The 14,600-nt window shown below is 70.4% G+C and carries 17 protein-coding genes; 11 read left to right on the forward strand and 6 right to left on the reverse strand.

Annotated elements, in window-relative coordinates; translation table 11 throughout:
- Nucleotides 1–60: 60 nt before the first annotated feature.
- The gene (locus AB0K14_RS12040; protein ID WP_360453024.1) at nucleotides 61–495 is read right to left on the reverse strand and encodes a type II toxin-antitoxin system PemK/MazF family toxin; all 435 of its coding nucleotides are present in this window, start codon (nucleotides 493–495) and stop codon (nucleotides 61–63) included.
- A 150-nt stretch (nucleotides 496–645) separates the two neighbouring features.
- Between AB0K14_RS12040 and lepA the strand changes: the two genes are divergently transcribed.
- Nucleotides 646–2,493: a translation elongation factor 4 gene (gene lepA / locus AB0K14_RS12045; RefSeq protein ID WP_360453027.1), complete on the forward strand. Its 1,848-nt coding sequence runs from the start codon at nucleotides 646–648 to the stop codon at nucleotides 2,491–2,493.
- 117 nt (nucleotides 2,494–2,610) lie between these two features.
- On the forward strand, nucleotides 2,611–3,183 hold the full coding sequence (locus AB0K14_RS12050) for a Uma2 family endonuclease (RefSeq protein WP_360453029.1): 573 nt from the start codon (nucleotides 2,611–2,613) through the stop codon (nucleotides 3,181–3,183).
- 55 nt (nucleotides 3,184–3,238) lie between these two features.
- Here the strand turns inward: AB0K14_RS12050 and AB0K14_RS12055 are convergent, their stop codons facing one another.
- A complete protein-coding gene (locus AB0K14_RS12055) occupies nucleotides 3,239–3,460 on the reverse strand; it encodes a hypothetical protein (protein WP_360453031.1) in 222 nt (73 codons plus the stop codon).
- 121 nt (nucleotides 3,461–3,581) lie between these two features.
- Complete coding sequence (locus AB0K14_RS12060; RefSeq protein WP_360453033.1) at nucleotides 3,582–4,007, reverse strand: HD domain-containing protein; 426 nt, start codon at nucleotides 4,005–4,007, stop codon at nucleotides 3,582–3,584.
- Nucleotides 4,008–4,116: 109 nt separating this feature from the next.
- Here AB0K14_RS12060 and AB0K14_RS12065 point away from each other — a divergent pair, with 109 nt between their 5' ends.
- The 3 genes from AB0K14_RS12065 to AB0K14_RS12075 all read left to right on the forward strand — a co-directional run bounded on the left by AB0K14_RS12065 (nucleotide 4,117) and on the right by AB0K14_RS12075 (nucleotide 8,532).
- Nucleotides 4,117–5,586, forward strand: a complete 1,470-nt coding sequence (locus AB0K14_RS12065; RefSeq protein ID WP_360453273.1) for a glycosyl hydrolase family 18 protein — start codon at nucleotides 4,117–4,119, stop codon at nucleotides 5,584–5,586.
- A 220-nt stretch (nucleotides 5,587–5,806) separates the two neighbouring features.
- Complete coding sequence (locus AB0K14_RS12070; protein ID WP_360453035.1) at nucleotides 5,807–6,844, forward strand: nitronate monooxygenase; 1,038 nt, start codon at nucleotides 5,807–5,809, stop codon at nucleotides 6,842–6,844.
- Between the two features lie 17 nt (nucleotides 6,845–6,861).
- Complete coding sequence (locus tag AB0K14_RS12075; protein ID WP_360453037.1) at nucleotides 6,862–8,532, forward strand: DUF885 domain-containing protein; 1,671 nt, start codon at nucleotides 6,862–6,864, stop codon at nucleotides 8,530–8,532.
- Here the strand turns inward: AB0K14_RS12075 and AB0K14_RS12080 are convergent.
- Both AB0K14_RS12080 and AB0K14_RS12085 read right to left on the reverse strand, forming a co-directional pair.
- Nucleotides 8,476–9,939 (reverse strand): amino acid permease, encoded by a 1,464-nt coding sequence (locus AB0K14_RS12080; RefSeq protein WP_360453039.1) that lies wholly within the window; start codon nucleotides 9,937–9,939, stop codon nucleotides 8,476–8,478. The two genes, AB0K14_RS12075 and AB0K14_RS12080, sit on opposite strands and share 57 nt — an antisense overlap.
- A gap of 117 nt (nucleotides 9,940–10,056) precedes the next feature.
- Nucleotides 10,057–11,025, reverse strand: a complete 969-nt coding sequence (locus AB0K14_RS12085; RefSeq protein WP_360453041.1) for a zinc-binding dehydrogenase — start codon at nucleotides 11,023–11,025, stop codon at nucleotides 10,057–10,059.
- Between the two features lie 113 nt (nucleotides 11,026–11,138).
- On the opposite strand from AB0K14_RS12085, the gene AB0K14_RS12090 reads away from it, so the two are divergent.
- From AB0K14_RS12090 to AB0K14_RS12105, 4 genes are read left to right on the forward strand one after another with little or no spacing between them, the layout of a single operon-like run.
- Entirely contained in the window at nucleotides 11,139–11,330 is a 192-nt protein-coding gene (locus tag AB0K14_RS12090) for a hypothetical protein (RefSeq protein WP_360453276.1), read from the forward strand.
- Nucleotides 11,331–11,341: 11 nt separating this feature from the next.
- A complete protein-coding gene (locus tag AB0K14_RS12095) occupies nucleotides 11,342–11,776 on the forward strand; it encodes a ribonuclease domain-containing protein (protein WP_360453043.1) in 435 nt (144 codons plus the stop codon).
- The gene (locus AB0K14_RS12100) at nucleotides 11,773–12,042 is read left to right on the forward strand and encodes a barstar family protein (RefSeq protein WP_360453045.1); all 270 of its coding nucleotides are present in this window, start codon (nucleotides 11,773–11,775) and stop codon (nucleotides 12,040–12,042) included. The genes AB0K14_RS12095 and AB0K14_RS12100 overlap by 4 nt, the downstream gene beginning before the upstream one ends.
- Before the next feature lie 55 nt (nucleotides 12,043–12,097).
- On the forward strand, nucleotides 12,098–12,502 hold the full coding sequence (locus AB0K14_RS12105) for a hypothetical protein (protein WP_360453047.1): 405 nt from the start codon (nucleotides 12,098–12,100) through the stop codon (nucleotides 12,500–12,502).
- On the opposite strand, the gene AB0K14_RS12110 is transcribed toward AB0K14_RS12105, so the two are convergent.
- Nucleotides 12,499–13,320, reverse strand: a complete 822-nt coding sequence (locus AB0K14_RS12110; RefSeq protein WP_360453049.1) for an enoyl-CoA hydratase-related protein — start codon at nucleotides 13,318–13,320, stop codon at nucleotides 12,499–12,501. The two genes, AB0K14_RS12105 and AB0K14_RS12110, sit on opposite strands and share 4 nt — an antisense overlap.
- A gap of 61 nt (nucleotides 13,321–13,381) precedes the next feature.
- On the opposite strand from AB0K14_RS12110, the gene AB0K14_RS12115 reads away from it, so the two are divergent.
- Together AB0K14_RS12115 and AB0K14_RS12120 are read left to right on the forward strand one after the other, a co-directional pair.
- The gene (locus tag AB0K14_RS12115; protein WP_360453051.1) at nucleotides 13,382–14,005 is read left to right on the forward strand and encodes a DJ-1/PfpI family protein; all 624 of its coding nucleotides are present in this window, start codon (nucleotides 13,382–13,384) and stop codon (nucleotides 14,003–14,005) included.
- On the forward strand, nucleotides 14,002–14,493 hold the full coding sequence (locus AB0K14_RS12120) for a MarR family transcriptional regulator (protein ID WP_360453053.1): 492 nt from the start codon (nucleotides 14,002–14,004) through the stop codon (nucleotides 14,491–14,493). Before AB0K14_RS12115 ends, AB0K14_RS12120 begins: the two co-directional genes overlap by 4 nt.
- The last annotated feature ends 107 nt before the right edge of the window (nucleotides 14,494–14,600 follow it).

The raw sequence follows: 14,600 nt of genomic DNA on the forward strand, positions 1-14,600 counted from the left end.
GGGCGCTCAGCCACGCGTCGGAGAACGAGACGGCACGGCCCACCGGCCCGAGCCGGTGGATCAGCGCCAGCCCATCCGCCGCAGCGCGTCCACGACCAGCGAGAACCGCTCCGGCTCCAGCACCGAGCCCTCACGGCGGATGTCGACCTCGTCCAGCTCGAACACCCGGTCCAGCCGCAGGTAGGAGCGCCGGCCGTCGCGGTCCCAGCGACCGGTGCCCAGGTCGAGGCAGTCGTCCACCTCGTGCCGGTCGGGGGTCTTGCTGGTGAGCATCAGGCCGAGCAGCGCCCGGCGGTGCCTGCCGACGACCAGCAGCGGCCGGTCCTTGCCGCGGTCGGGGTCCTCCTCGAAGGGGACCCAGGCCCACACCACCTCGCCCGGGTCGGCCAGGCCGTCCAGGTCGGGGGAGTACTCCAGGGTGGCCGCCACCGCGGCCGTGTGTACCTCTCGGACCGCGCCCCTGACCGGGCGGGCGTCCTCACCGTTCGCGTGCACGGCGGGCAGCTTATGGCCTCGGTCACGCCCACGGGGAACGCCACGACGGCGTGACGTGAGATGCTGTGTCCAGTTGGGCACCCGTCCGTGCCCGATCGAATCAGGCCCCAGTTGAACTAGGCCCCCGTCCTTCCTGTGCGAGGAACCTGAGTGAGCACGTTCGCCGACCAGACGTTCACGCCTCCGGAGCTGATCCGGAACTTCTGCATCATCGCGCACATCGACCACGGCAAGTCGACCCTGGCCGATCGCATGTTGCAGCTCACCGGCGTGGTCGACGCCAGGGCGATGCGCGCGCAGTACCTCGACCGGATGGACATCGAGCGCGAACGCGGCATCACGATCAAGGCGCAGAACGTGCGGCTGCCGTGGCAGGTCGACGGCCGGGACCACGTACTGCACATGATCGACACGCCGGGTCACGTCGACTTCACCTACGAGGTGTCGCGCGCCCTGGAGGCGTGCGAGGGCACCGTGCTGCTGGTCGACGCCGCGCAGGGCATCGAGGCCCAGACGCTGGCCAACCTGTACCTGGCGATGGAGAACGACCTCACCATCATCCCGGTGCTGAACAAGATCGACCTGCCCGCGGCGGACCCGGACAAGTACGCCAAGGAGCTCGCGCACATCGTCGGCTGCGAGCCCGAGGAGGTGCTGCGCGTCTCGGCCAAGACCGGCCTCGGCGTCGGCGCGCTGCTGGACGAGGTCGTCAAGCGGGTGCCCGCCCCGGTCGGCGACGCCGACGCCCCGCCCCGCGCGATGATCTTCGACTCGGTGTACGACACCTACCGCGGCGTGGTCACCTACATCCGCGTGGTCGACGGCAAGATCACCCCGCGCCAGCGGATCCGGATGATGTCCACCAACGCGACCCACGAGCTGCTGGAAGTGGGCATCATCTCGCCCGAGCCGAAGGTCAGCGTCGGCCTCGGCGTCGGCGAGGTGGGCTACCTCATCACGGGCGTGAAGGACGTGCGCCAGTCGAAGGTCGGCGACACCGTGACGGCGGAGAAGAACGGCGCCACCCAGCCGCTGGCCGGCTACCGCGAGCCGCGCCCGATGGTCTACTCCGGCCTGTACCCGGTGGACGGCTCGGACTACCCGATCCTGCGCGAGGCGCTGGAGAAGCTGCAGCTCAACGACGCCGCGCTGACGTTCGAGCCGGAGACCTCGGCCGCGCTGGGCTTCGGCTTCCGCTGCGGCTTCCTCGGCCTGCTGCACCTGGAGATCACCCGCGACCGGTTGGAACGCGAGTTCGGCCTCGACCTGATCTCGACCGCGCCCAACGTGGTCTACCGCGTGGTCATGGACGACGGCACCGAGCACGTGGTGACCAACCCGTCCGACTGGCCCGACGGCAAGCGCGCCGAGGTGTACGAGCCGATCACCAAGTGCACGATCATCGCGCCCAGCGAGTACATCGGCGCGATCATGGAGCTGTGCCAGGCCAAGCGCGGCCAGCTGGGCGGCATGGACTACCTGTCCGAGGACCGCGTCGAGCTGCGCTACACCATGCCGCTCGGCGAGATCATCTTCGACTTCTTCGACGCCCTGAAGTCGCGCACGCGCGGTTACGCGTCGTTGGACTACGAGGAGTCGGGCGAGCAGGACGCCGAGCTGGTCAAGGTGGACATCCTGCTCCAGGGCGAGCCGGTCGACGCGTTCAGCGCGATCGTGCACAAGGACTACGCCTACGCCTACGGCACCAGGATGGCCTCGAAGCTGCGCGAGCTGATCCCGCGGCAGCAGTTCGAGGTGCCGATCCAGGCGGCCGTCGGCGCCCGGGTGATCGCCCGCGAGACGATCCGCGCCATCCGCAAGGACGTGCTCGCGAAGTGCTACGGCGGCGACATCACGCGCAAGCGCAAGCTGCTGGAGAAGCAGAAGGAAGGCAAGAAGCGGATGAAGATGGTGGGCCGCGTCGAGGTCCCCCAGGAAGCCTTCGTCGCCGCTCTGTCCACCGACGACTCCGGCGGCAAGGACAAGGGCAAGAAGTAGTACCACCGGCCAAATCCGCGCCGACCGGCACATCTTCGGGTGATCCGGTCGGCGCGGAGGGGTTTTGTGGCCCTTTTCTCCTGCCATGGTTGGCGCACCAACCGGGAGGAGGGGACCATGACCGTCATGGTCGGACAAGAAGGCAGCTCCTACACGGTCGAGGACCTGGAGGGCATGCCTGATGACGGACGCCGTTACGAACTCATCGACGGGCAGCTCTACGTGAGCCCGGCACCGGGCTACCGGCACCAGGAGATCGTGGCGGAGCTTTGTGGGCGTTTGCGAGCGGCGTGCCCGAAGGACTTGACTGCGCTGCCGGCTCCGTTCACCGTGCAGGTGTCCTCGAAGACCGAGGTGCAGCCTGATGTCCTCGTCGGCCGTCGAGCCGACTTCACCGACAAGTTGTTGCCCGTCGCGCCATTGCTGGCGGTGGAAGTGCTCTCACCGAGCACGGGTATCCGCGACCTCACGATCAAGAAGAACGCCTACGAGCGCATGGGCGTGATCAGCTACTGGGTGATCGACCCGCTGGAGCCCGTGCTGGCGGTGTTCGAACTCGACGCCGAGGGCTGCTACCAGCAGGTGGCCGAGGTTCAGGGGGAGAAGCCGTTCGACGCGACGCTGCCGTTCCCGGTGCGGATCGTGCCCGCCGAGCTGCTCGGCACCTTGTGGGAAGACGGGGAAGAATGACAGAAGGGCCCTCAGGACGCCCCTGTCCTGAAGGCCCTCGAAGGGGTGCGGCGGCTCAGCTGTGGTTGCGGAGCATCCCGCTGAGCGCGTGGCGGCGGAGGATCGCTTCGATCTCACGCGCCTCGTGGCCGGAGTGCCGGGCGAGGATGGCTTCCATGTCCATCCGGGCGCTCGGGGTGTCGTAGGCGGCCAACTCGCGGTTCAGCTGCGCTTCACGCTTGCGGAGCTGCCGCCGGGTGGCGAGGTACGTGCGAACGGTCTTCAGAGCGTTGGTCATGTCGCCTTTCGGTCGTCTTCTCTGTATCGGTTCACCTACTATGATGCCGCACGTCAGGGGCTTGTGCTGCCACTTCGGGCGTGATCTCTGCCGCAACTGTCACGGGCACGTGAAGAGGGCCTCACCGCCCGAGGATGTCGAGCGCCCGCGCGTACTTCGCCCGCAGCCGGTCCTGGGTGGCGGTGTCGAGCAGGGCCAGCCGCGGCGGTGACGTGTTGTCGGCGATGTCGGCCCGCTTGACCTGCACCGCGACCGGGTCGGTCCGCACCCGCGCCAGGTAGTCCTCCTGGGTCTCGCCGTCGCGGTGGCTCAACGCGAGGACAGTCGCCACCACCTCCGGCGGGCACCCGGCGGCGAGCAGGTCGTCGGCGGTGACGGCGGTGTCCTCGACCACGTCGTGCAGCACGGCCGCCATGCGCGCGTGCTCGCCGGACACCCGGCCCATCACGCGCAGCGGGTGGCCGATGTAGGGCTGGCCGGACTTGTCGACCTGCCCGTCGTGGGCGGCCCGGGCGATCCGGATCGCGTCATCAACGGTGAACGTCATCGGATCATTGTTCACACCCTTGACAAGCCCTAGTGGTCTAGTCCATTTTTCGGGTGGCCCACGTCACCTGTGCTGGGCCTTGGCCGCCGACGAGAACGTGGAGGTGGACGTGGTTCCGAGGACGAGACGCGCACTGGGCGCGGTGCTGGCGGGTCTGCTGGCCATCGCGGGCCTGACCCTGGTGGTCGTGGGCAGCGCGTCGGCCGCCAACCTGGTCGCCAACCCCGGCTTCGAGAGCGGGACGAGCGGGTGGACGTGCAGTGCGGCGGCGACGGCGGTGGCCACGACCAAGCGCAGCGGCACGCAGGCGATGGCGGGCACCCCCGCCGGTCAGGACAACGCGCGCTGCTCGCAGACGATCTCCGTGCAGGCCAACACCGCCTACAAGCTGTCCGCGTGGGTGCAGGGCAGCTACGTGTACCTCGGCGTGACCGGCACCGGCAGCGGTGACAAGAGCACCTGGACGCCCGGTTCGGCGGGCTTCGGCCAGCTCTCGATCGACTTCACCACCGGCGCGACCGGCAGCGTCACGATCTACGTGCACGGCTGGTACGGCCAGCCGACGTTCTACGCCGACGACGTGAGCCTCGACGGCCCCGGCACCCCGCCGACGAGCACCACGACCAGTACGACCACGACAACGACGACCACCACGACAACCACCACGACCACGGGCAACCCGGACCCGTCCCTGCCCAAGCACGTGCTCACCGGCTACTGGCACAACTTCGACAACGGCTCGCGGCTGCTCAAGCTCGCCGACGTGCCCACCACCTACGACATCGTGGCCATCGCCTTCGCCGACGCCACCACCACGCCCGGCGCGGTCTCGTTCACCCTCGACCCGACGCTGTCGAGCAAGCTCGGCGGCTACACCGACGCCCAGTTCAAGGCCGACATCCGCACGCTCAAGGCGCGCGGCCAGAAGGTGATCATCTCGGTCGGCGGCGAGAAGGGCACCATCAGCGTCGGCAACTCGACCGCCGCGACCAACTTCGCCAACAGCGTCAAGGCGTTGATCGCGAACTACGGGTTCGACGGCGTGGACATCGACCTGGAGAACGGCGTCAACGCCACCTACATGGCGCAGGCGTTGCGGGCGATCCACGCGGGCGGCGGCAAGGTCATCGCGATGGCGCCGCAGACCATCGACATGCAGTCCACCGGCCAGGAGTACTTCAAGCTGGCGCTGGCGGTGAAGGACATCCTCACCGTGGTCAACCTGCAGTACTACAACTCCGGCAGCATGTTGGGCTGCGACCAGAAGGTCTACGCCCAGGGCACGGTGGACTTCCTGGTCGCGCTGGCCTGCATCCAGCTGCAGAACGGCCTGCGCCCCGACCAGGTCGGTCTCGGCCTGCCCGCCTCGCCGTCCGGTGCGGGCGGCGGGTACCAGTCGCCCGCCAACGTCAACGCGGCGTTGAACTGCCTGGCCAAGGGCACGAACTGCGGTTCGTTCAAGCCCTCTCAGACCTGGCCCGGCATCCGCGGCGCGATGACGTGGTCGATCAACTGGGACGCCTCGAACAACTGGCAGTTCGCCAACGTGGTGGCACCCCACCTCGACACGTTGCCCTGACCCGGACGCCGCCCTGCCCTGAACGGAGAACACACCGCTCCTGGACGTAGGACTCTCGTGGCTCGGGCGTAGGACTCTCGCGAGAGTCCTACGCCCAGCACGCGCGAGTCCCGCGTTCGCGACACCCGAGTTCAACGCTCGGACCCCGCCGTTTTGCGCACGAACGCCGTGGACCTGCCACTACGTGACCACGGCTGTGGCGCGGGTTAGGGTCGGCGCCATGTTGGACCGACTCGAAGTGCCCGTCATCGCCGCACCGATGGCCGGCGGGGCGTCCACGCCCGCGCTCGTGGCCGAGGTCGGTCGCGCGGGTGGTCTCGGGTTCCTGGCCGCCGGCTACCTGTCGGTCGAGGCGGTCGCCGAGCAGGTCACCGCCACCACCGCGCTGACCGACCGGCCGTTCGGGGTCAACCTGTTCGTCCCCGGCCCCCGGTCCACCACCGACCTGTCCGGCTACCGCGACCGCGTCACGGCGCAGTCGCCCACCGAGCCGGGCGAACCCCGGTGGGACGACGACTCCTACGCCGCCAAGCTGGAACTCCTGATGGCGCTGCGCGTCCCGGTGGTCTCGTTCACGTTCGGCCTGCCCAACCCCGAGGACGTGCACCGACTGCACGCCGCCGGCTCCACGGTCGTCGTCACGGTCACCACCCCGCAGGAGGCCGCGCAGGCGGCCCAGGTCGGCGCGGACGCGCTGTGCGTGCAGGGCAGCGAGGCGGGCGGGCACCGCGGCACGTTCGCCGACGACGGCGTCTCACCCGGCGGCGGCGAGCTGTTCGGCGTGCTGGCGGCGCTGCGCCTGGTCCGCGCCAAGGTGGACCTGCCGCTGATCGCGACCGGTGGCCTGGTGCACGGCGCGGACGTCGCCGCCGTGATCACCGCGGGCGCGGTCGCGGCGCAGCTGGGCACCGCGTTCCTGGCCACGCCGGAGGCCGGTACGTCCGCCGCGCACCGCCAGGCCCTCGCCGAAGGCACCCGCCGCACCGCGTTGACCAGGGCGTTCAGCGGGCGTCCGGCACGGGGTCTGGTGAACCGGTTCCTGGTGGAGAACCAGGAGCAGGCGCCCGCCGCGTACCCGGAGGTGCACCACCTGACCAAACCGGTGCGCGCGACCGGCGACCCGGAGCTGATGTCGTTGTGGGCCGGGCAGACCTACGCGCTGGTCCGACCGGCCCCGGCCGCCGAGGTCGTGGCCCGGCTGGTCGCCGAGGCGCGCCAAGCCCTTTCCGTCGCGATCACGCGCTTTTCCCCGGTCTAGCACCACAGAATGGCGACGTGACCACCGCGCGCGAGCTCGCCGACGAGATGCTGACCCTGGTGCTGGACGCCGATCCCGTCATGGCGACGCTGCTGGGCATACCGGGCTGGGACAACCGGCTGCCGGACCCGAGCGTCGACGGCGGGCGTGTGCTGCGCGCACGCGCCGAGGACATCGCGCGGCGGGCGCGGGCCGAGGACGACGACCCGGTGACGCGTGCGGTGGTCGTGCAACAGGCGTGGACCCTGGTGCACCGCCTCGACTCGCACCTGGTCGAGCACACCCACGCCGAGGGCCTCAGCGCGCCGCTGGCAGTGCTGCTCGCCGCGTTGCCGCTGGTCCGCCCCGTCGACGACCAGGCGCGGCAGGCCTACCTGACCCGGCTGTCGTCGCTGCCCGCGTACCTGGACGCCCTCACCCGACGGCAACGCGACTCCGTCCGAAGACCGCTCAGGCACCTCGTGGAGGCCGCCGCCCACCGGATCGACCGCTACCTGGCCGACGACGACGACCCGTTGGGCACGCCGTTGCACGACACGCCGTTCGTCGCGGTGTGCGCCCGGCTGTTGCACGAGACGGTGCGCCCCGCCATCGCCCGCTACCGCGACTTCCTGCGCGCCGAGCTGGTCGACCGCGGCCGCGGCGAGGACCAGCCCGGCCTGTGCTGGCTGCCCGACGGCGACCTGATCTACGGGGACCTGGTCGGCATGTACACCACCACCGGCCACACGCCGGAGGAGCTGCACCGGATCGGCCTGGACCTGGTCGAGGAGCTGGACCGGGAGTACGAGGAGATCGGCTGCCGGGTGTTCGGCCCGATCACGGCCGCGGGCGTGCGCGCCCGCCTGCTCGCCGACCCGCGGCTGCGCTGGCGCGGCGCCGACGACATGGTGTCGCTGGCCGAGGCCACGATCGCGCGCGCCGAGGAGGTCGCGGACGACTGGTTCGGCACGGTGCCGGCGGCGCGGTGCGCGGTCGAGGTGGTGCCGGCGGCGGAGGCGCCGACCGCGCCGCTGGCCTACTACGTGGACCCGGCGATGGACGGCTCCCGCCCGGGCACCTACTTCGTCAACACCCACCAGGCCGAGCTGCGCGAGCGGTTCAGCGCCGAGTCCACCGCGTTCCACGAGGGCGTGCCGGGCCACCACTTCCAGATCGCGCTCGCCCAGCAGCTGCCCGACCTGCCGCTGCTGCGCCGGTTCGCCTCCATCGAGGCCTACCTGGAGGGCTGGGCGCTCTACGCCGAGCGGTTGGCCGACGAGATGGGCCTCTACAGCGACGACGTGGCGCGGCTGGGCATGCTGTCGGGCGACTCGCTGCGCGCCGCCCGCCTGGTGGTCGACACCGGTCTGCACGCGATGCGCTGGACGCGCCGGCAGGCCGTGGACTACCTGCGCGCCAACGCCGTCATGCCCGACGTCGACATCTTCTCCGAGGTCGACCGGTACATCGAGAACCCCGCGCAGGCGCTGTCCTACATGGTGGGGCGGCTGGAGATCCAGCGCCTGCGCGGTGTGGCGGAGCGGAGGCTGGGCGACCGCTTCGACATCAAGGCGTTCCACGACCTCGTGCTGCGCGGCGGGCCGCTGCCGATGGCCGTGCTCGCGGACGTGGTCGACGACTGGTGCGACTCAGTCCTCGGTGTCAGCCGAGGGGTTGTTGACGGCCGAGGGGTTGTTGAGGACTGACCGGCGCCTGCTGTAGGCGAAGTACACGACCAGTCCGAGGCCGAACCAGACGGCGAAGCGCAGCCAGGTCTCCGGCGCCAGGAACGTGATCAGCCACAGCGAGAACACCACGCCGATGATCGGCACGACCGGCATGCCCGGCGTCTTGAACGTGCGCGGCAGGTCCGGCTGCTTGTACCGCAGCACGATCACCGCGATGCAGACCACCACGAACGCCAGCAGGATGCCGATGTTGGTCAGCTCGGCGGCCTCGGCGATGGGCAGGAAACCCGCGATGACCGCGGACGCGATGCCGAGCACCCACGTGGTGCGCGTCGGCACGTGCTTGACCGGGTGCGTCTTGGCGAACCACTTCGGCAGCAGGCCGTCGCGCGACATCGAGTAGCCGACGCGCGCGGCGCCCATGAGGAACGTGAACAGCACCGTCGTGATGCCCAGCACGGCGCCGACCGAGATGATGATGCCCAGCGCCGGCAGGCCGATGTCGGAGAACGCCGAGGCGAACGCGCTCTCCGCGTCCACGTCCTTGTAGTTGACCATGCCGGTGAGCACGAGGCAGGCCAGCACGTAGAGCACCATCGAGATGGCCAGCGAGTAGATGATCGCCTTCGGCATGTGCCGCTGCGAGTCCTTGGACTCCTCGGCGGCCGTGCTCATCGCGTCGTAGCCGAACACCGCGAAGAACACCGTGGCCGCGCCGGTGAGCGCGCCGGACAGGCCGAACGGGAAGAACGGGTCGTAGTTGCCGGTGTTGATGTGGAACGCGCCGACCACGATCACCAGCAGCACCACGGCGACCTTCAGGTACACCAGGGTCGTCTCGAAGCGGGCCGCGTTCTTCATGCCCGTGTTGAGCACGAACGCGATCAGCAGGCACAGCAGCACGGCGAACAGGTTGACCTTGTAGCTGCCCGCCGCGACGTCACTGCCCTCCGTGCCGGGCGCGCCGAGCATCCACACGGGCAGGTCGATGCCCAGCAGGTTCAGCAACTCGTTGAAGTAGCCGCTGATGCCGATCGCGACCACGGCCACGATCGCGGTGTACTCCAGCAGCAGGTCCCACCCGATGAACCAGCCGACGATCTCGCCGAGCACGGCGTAGCCGTAGGTGTAGGCGGAGCCGGCCCTGGGGATCAGGCCCGCGAACTCCGCGTAGGAGAACGCGGCGGCGGCGCTGGCGATGCCCGCCACCAGGAACGAGATCAGCACGGCGGGGCCCGCGGTCTTGTTGGCCACGGCGCCCGCCAGCGAGAAGATGCCCGCGCCGATGATGCCGCCGATGCCGATAGCGGTGAGCTGCCACAGCCCCAGGGTCCGGGTCAGCGCCGTCTTCTCGTCACTGATCTGCTCGATCGGCTTGCGGCGGAACACGCCGCTGCCCCGGCCGAATCCGTCCTGCACCGTCATTCGTCCGACTCCCTCGGTGGATTGGTGTGCGGCGAACCGTACGCCGGTCAACGGACACCGGGTTTGTTCGATCGCACCATTCGAGGGGGTGTTTTTGTCCGGACGGACGATTGTGGCTCAGTCGCGGGCGAACACGATCTTGCCCGCCGTCTCGCCGTCGAGCATCGCGCGCAAGCCCTCCTCGGCGCGGTCGAACGGCAGCTCCGCGCCGATCTGCGGGCGCAGGCCGTTGAGGTCGCAGAACGCCAGCAGGTCGCCCAGCTCCTCCCGCGTGCCCATGGTGGAGCCGACCACCCGCAGCTGCAGGAAGAACAGCCGCTGCAGCTCGGCCGCCGACGCGTCACCGCTGGTCGCGCCGGAGATCACCACGATCCCGCCCGGCTTGAGCGACTTCATCGAGTGCGACCAGGTGGCCTTGCCGACGGTCTCGAACACCGCGTCCACCCGTTCGGGCAGCCGCGCGCCGGACTCGAACGCCTGGTGCGCGCCCAGGCTCTCGGCCAACGCGCGCTTCTCCTCCGTGCGACCGGTCACCCACACCCGGAACCCCGCCGCCCGGCCCAGCTGCACCAACGCGGTCGAGACGCCACCGGACGCGCCCTGCACCAGCATCGTCTGACCCGGGCGCAGACCCGACTTCACGAACAGCATCCGGTAGGCGGTCAGCCACGCCGTGCCCATGCACGCCGCCTCGGCGAAGCTCAGCCCCGCCGGCTTGGGCAGCGCGTTGCGCGCCGGGACGACGACGTGGTCGGCGAACGTGCCCTGGTACTTCTCGGTGAGCAGCGTGCGGCGGGGGTCCAGCGTCTCGTCGCCGGTCCAGCCCGGGTCGCCGATCACCGAGTGCAGCACGACCTCCGTGCCGTCCTCCAGCACGCCCGCGCCGTCGCAGCCCAGGATCATCGGGAACCGCTCGGCCTTGATGCCCACGCCGCGCAGCGTCCACAGGTCGTGCATGTTCAGGCTCGCCGCTCGCACGGCCACCTTCACCCAGCCCGACGGGACCTCGGGATCCGGCCGTTCGCCCACGCGCAGGGCGGCGATCGGGTCTTGCGGGCTCGGCTCGGCTGCGTAGACGGCGAACATGCGGGCAACTTACCGAGTGGTAGTGATCCGCGTGCGGTGAAGCGCGTCACGCGACTAGGCTCGGCGGCGTGGTGGACGCGTTCGAGCAGTGGTGGGACGGGGTGGAGCTGTGGATGGCGCAGCTGGCCTTCCCGTTCCAGTTCGGGCTGCTCATGGTCGTGCTGCTACCGCTGTGCCTGGGTGTGGCGCGGTTGATCGACCGGGTCGTGGACAACGCCTCGACCAGGTTCAACCCGGTGCCCAAGGTCGACCCGGCCGGTGACCAGGCGCAGCCCGCGAAGGTGGACCCGAGCCGTCCTTCGTAGGCTCAACGACCGTGACCCCCGCCCGGCGGCTCTCCGTCGCACTGCTCGGCCTGATCGCCCTCGTCGTGGTCGGCTACTTCGCCAAGGACATCACCGGCACGTCGTCCGACCCCGCTCCACCCCCGGGCGCCGCCTCGACCGTGCCGGGCGCGGCCTCCGGGCTGCCGGTCGAGCCGCTGTCCGGCCTGCCCGCGCAGGTGAAGGCCACCTGGGAGCTGATCGGTGAGGGCGGGCCGTTCCCGTACCCGCGCAACGACGGCGTGACGTTCCAGAACCGCGAGAAGCGGCTGCCCGCGAAACCGTCCGACTACTACCGGGAGTACACCGTGCCGACACCGGGCAGCGACGACCGGGGCGCGCGGCGGCTGGTGACCGGGTCGTCCGACGAGGTGTACTACACGGCCGACCACTACGAGTCGTTCGTCGTCGTGGACGTGCGCAAATGACCTACCGACACGTGGTGCGCCGCGGCGCGCGCTCGAAGCGGGCAGCCATCGGGGCCATCGCGGAGGCGTTGAGCTTCCCCGACTGGTTCGGGGGCAACCTGGACGCGCTGCACGACTGTCTGACCGACCTGTCGTGGCTGCCGGAGGGCGAGCACGTGCTGGAGTGGGAGGGCGGGAACGCCGACGTGGAGGCCGTGCTGGCCGACGCGGTGACGCGCACCGCCGAACTCGGGGACCGCGTGCTGACCGTCGTGTACACCGACTGAGTCATCCCGGCCCGCTCGCGCTGCGGGGATCCCCCGACGGCGGCACAGTCCAGCCATGAACCACCCGGTACTGCGCCTGGTCGCCGCCACGGCGCTCACGCTGACCTTCGCCGTCCCCGCCCGCGCCGAGGAGCCGGGCTGCGACTACCTGGAACCGTTCACGCCGTTCGACGTCGTCGGCGGCGACAACCCGGTCGTCATGCAGAACGGCCGGACCGTCGAACTCCGCGCGTCCAACCGCACCCGCTGCGCCTGGGGGCGGTTGAGCGAGGCCAAGCCCGCCGAGGAGATCTGGACCGATCGCAAGAACCTCGACGGGTCCGGCTACGAGGGGTTCCTCGGTCACACCAGGGTCGCGTCCGGCACCGGCGCGCACACCGAGGCGTTCGGCAACGACCGCAAGCTGATGCGGGCGTGCGGGTCGTCCGAGGGCACGATCGAGTGCACCGGCTGGTTCTAGCCGTCCGCCCTCCGGGTGTCGCTCCCTTCCGGGCTTGCGTCTTCAGGGCCGGTGGGCACCCACGACGGCTTGCGCTTGCCCACGAACGCGGCGATGCCCTCCTGGCCCTCGGCGCCGCCGAAGTGCCGTGCGGACAGGGCCAGCATGTCGGCGAACACCTCGTCCAGGTCGCCGGACCGCGGTTCCCGGAGCATCCGCTTGGTGGCGGCCAAGGCGTTCGGCGCGCCCAGCGCGAGCATGTCGGTGTAACGGGTGACCTCGGCGTCGAGGTCGTCGGCGGGCACGGCCGAGTTGATCAGACCGATGGCCGCGGCCCTCGGCGCGGCGAACGTCTCGCCGGTCAGGAACAGTTCGTGCGCGGCGCGCGGCAGCAGGCGGGGCAGCACGGTCACCGAGATGACGGCGGGCACCACGCCGATGCGGACCTCGCTGAACGCGAACGTCGCCGTGTCCACCGCGACCGCGATGTCGCACGCCGCGACGAGGCCGACGCCACCCGCGCGTGCCGGGCCCGCCAGCCGTGCGACGACGGGCTTCGGGCTGGTCCACAGCTGCGCGAGGATCGCGGGGAACTCGTTGACCCCCTGCTCGCCGGCGCTCGCGCCGCCCGCCTCCTTGAGGTCCATGCCGGAGCAGAACACCGGTCCGGTGTGGCTCAGCACGACCACGCGCACGGCGTCGTCGGCCGCGGCGGTCTTCAGGTGCCCGGTCAGGTCGGCGCGCAGGCGTGCGGACAGGGCGTTGCGGTTGTGGGGGGAGTCCAGCGTGATCGTCGCGATGCCACGCCGCACCTCGTAGTGGACCAGCTCGTCTGCCATGGGCGCACTCTACGATCCCCGGTGGATTGACAGTGTGCTGTCAAAATGACAGGATACTGTCATGACAACGAAGACGGTCCACCTCGCCGTGTACGACACGCTGGCCGACTGGGAGTTCGGGTACGCGACGGCGCAGATCAACACGCCGCAGTTTCAGAAGGTGCCCGGTCTCTACCGGGTGCGGACCGTCGGCGCGACGCTGAACCCGGTGACGTCCATCGGTGGCCTGCGGATCACGCCGGACCTGGCGTTGGCCGACGTCGACCCGGCCGACAGCGCGATGCTGATCCTGCCCGGCGCGGACACCTGGGAGAGCGGTGACAACGCGGTGTTCGCCGCGGCGGCGCGGCGGTGGCTGGACGCGGGCGTGCCGGTGGCGGCGATCTGCGGCGCGACGATCGGGCTGGCGGCCGAAGGCCTGCTCAACGACCGCGCGCACGGCGGCAACGCGGTGGAGCAGCTGGCGTCCGTGCCCGGGTACACCGGTGCGTCGCTGTTCAGCGGTGAGCGCGCGGTGCGGGCGGACGGCGTGATCACGGCCGGTGCGGCGTCGGCGCTGGAGTTCGCGCGGGAGATCTTCGTGGAGCTGGACCTGTACGAGCCGGCCGTGCTGGAGGCGTGGTACGGCCTGTACCGCACGGGCGACCCGTCGTGGTTCGGCAAGCTCGTCGCCGCGGTGTCGTGAACGAGACCGTGAGCGAGACCGCGGGTGGTGCCGTGGACGAGGTCGAGCCGCGGACGGAGGCGGGGGACGTGCTGACGGAGGTCATCATGCGCACGTTCCGCCTCTACGGCGGGTTCCTGGAGGCGGCGGAGGTGATGACGAGGCCGGTCGGCCTCACCGCCGCGTGGTGGCAGGTGCTGGGCGCGGTCCTGCGCCGACCGCTGCCGGTGTCGGGCATCGCCCGGGAGATGAGCCTGACCAGGCAGAGCGTGCAGCGCATCGCCGACCTGCTGGTGTCGAAGGGCCTGGCCGAGTACCTGCCCAACCCGGCGCACAAGCGGGCCAAGCTGTTCCGCCCCACGGCCGCCGGCTACGAGGCCGTCTCCCGTCTGGCGCAGGCACAGCACGCGTTCACCAACCGCATCTCGGCCCAGGTGGACCTGGAGGAGCTGCGCACCACCCTCAAGGTGATGGAACGCCTGGTCACCGCCCTGGAATCGGACACCTGACCGCGAGAGTCCAACCCCCACCCCGCGCGAGTCCTACGTCCAGGTCTCGCGTGTCCTACGTTCGGAACCCCCGAGTTCAACGCTCAGAACACCGTCCGGCCGTCCTG

Origin of the sequence: Actinosynnema sp. NPDC050801 (assembly GCF_040673975.1) — a bacterium.
Classification (GTDB): domain Bacteria; phylum Actinomycetota; class Actinomycetes; order Mycobacteriales; family Pseudonocardiaceae; genus Actinosynnema.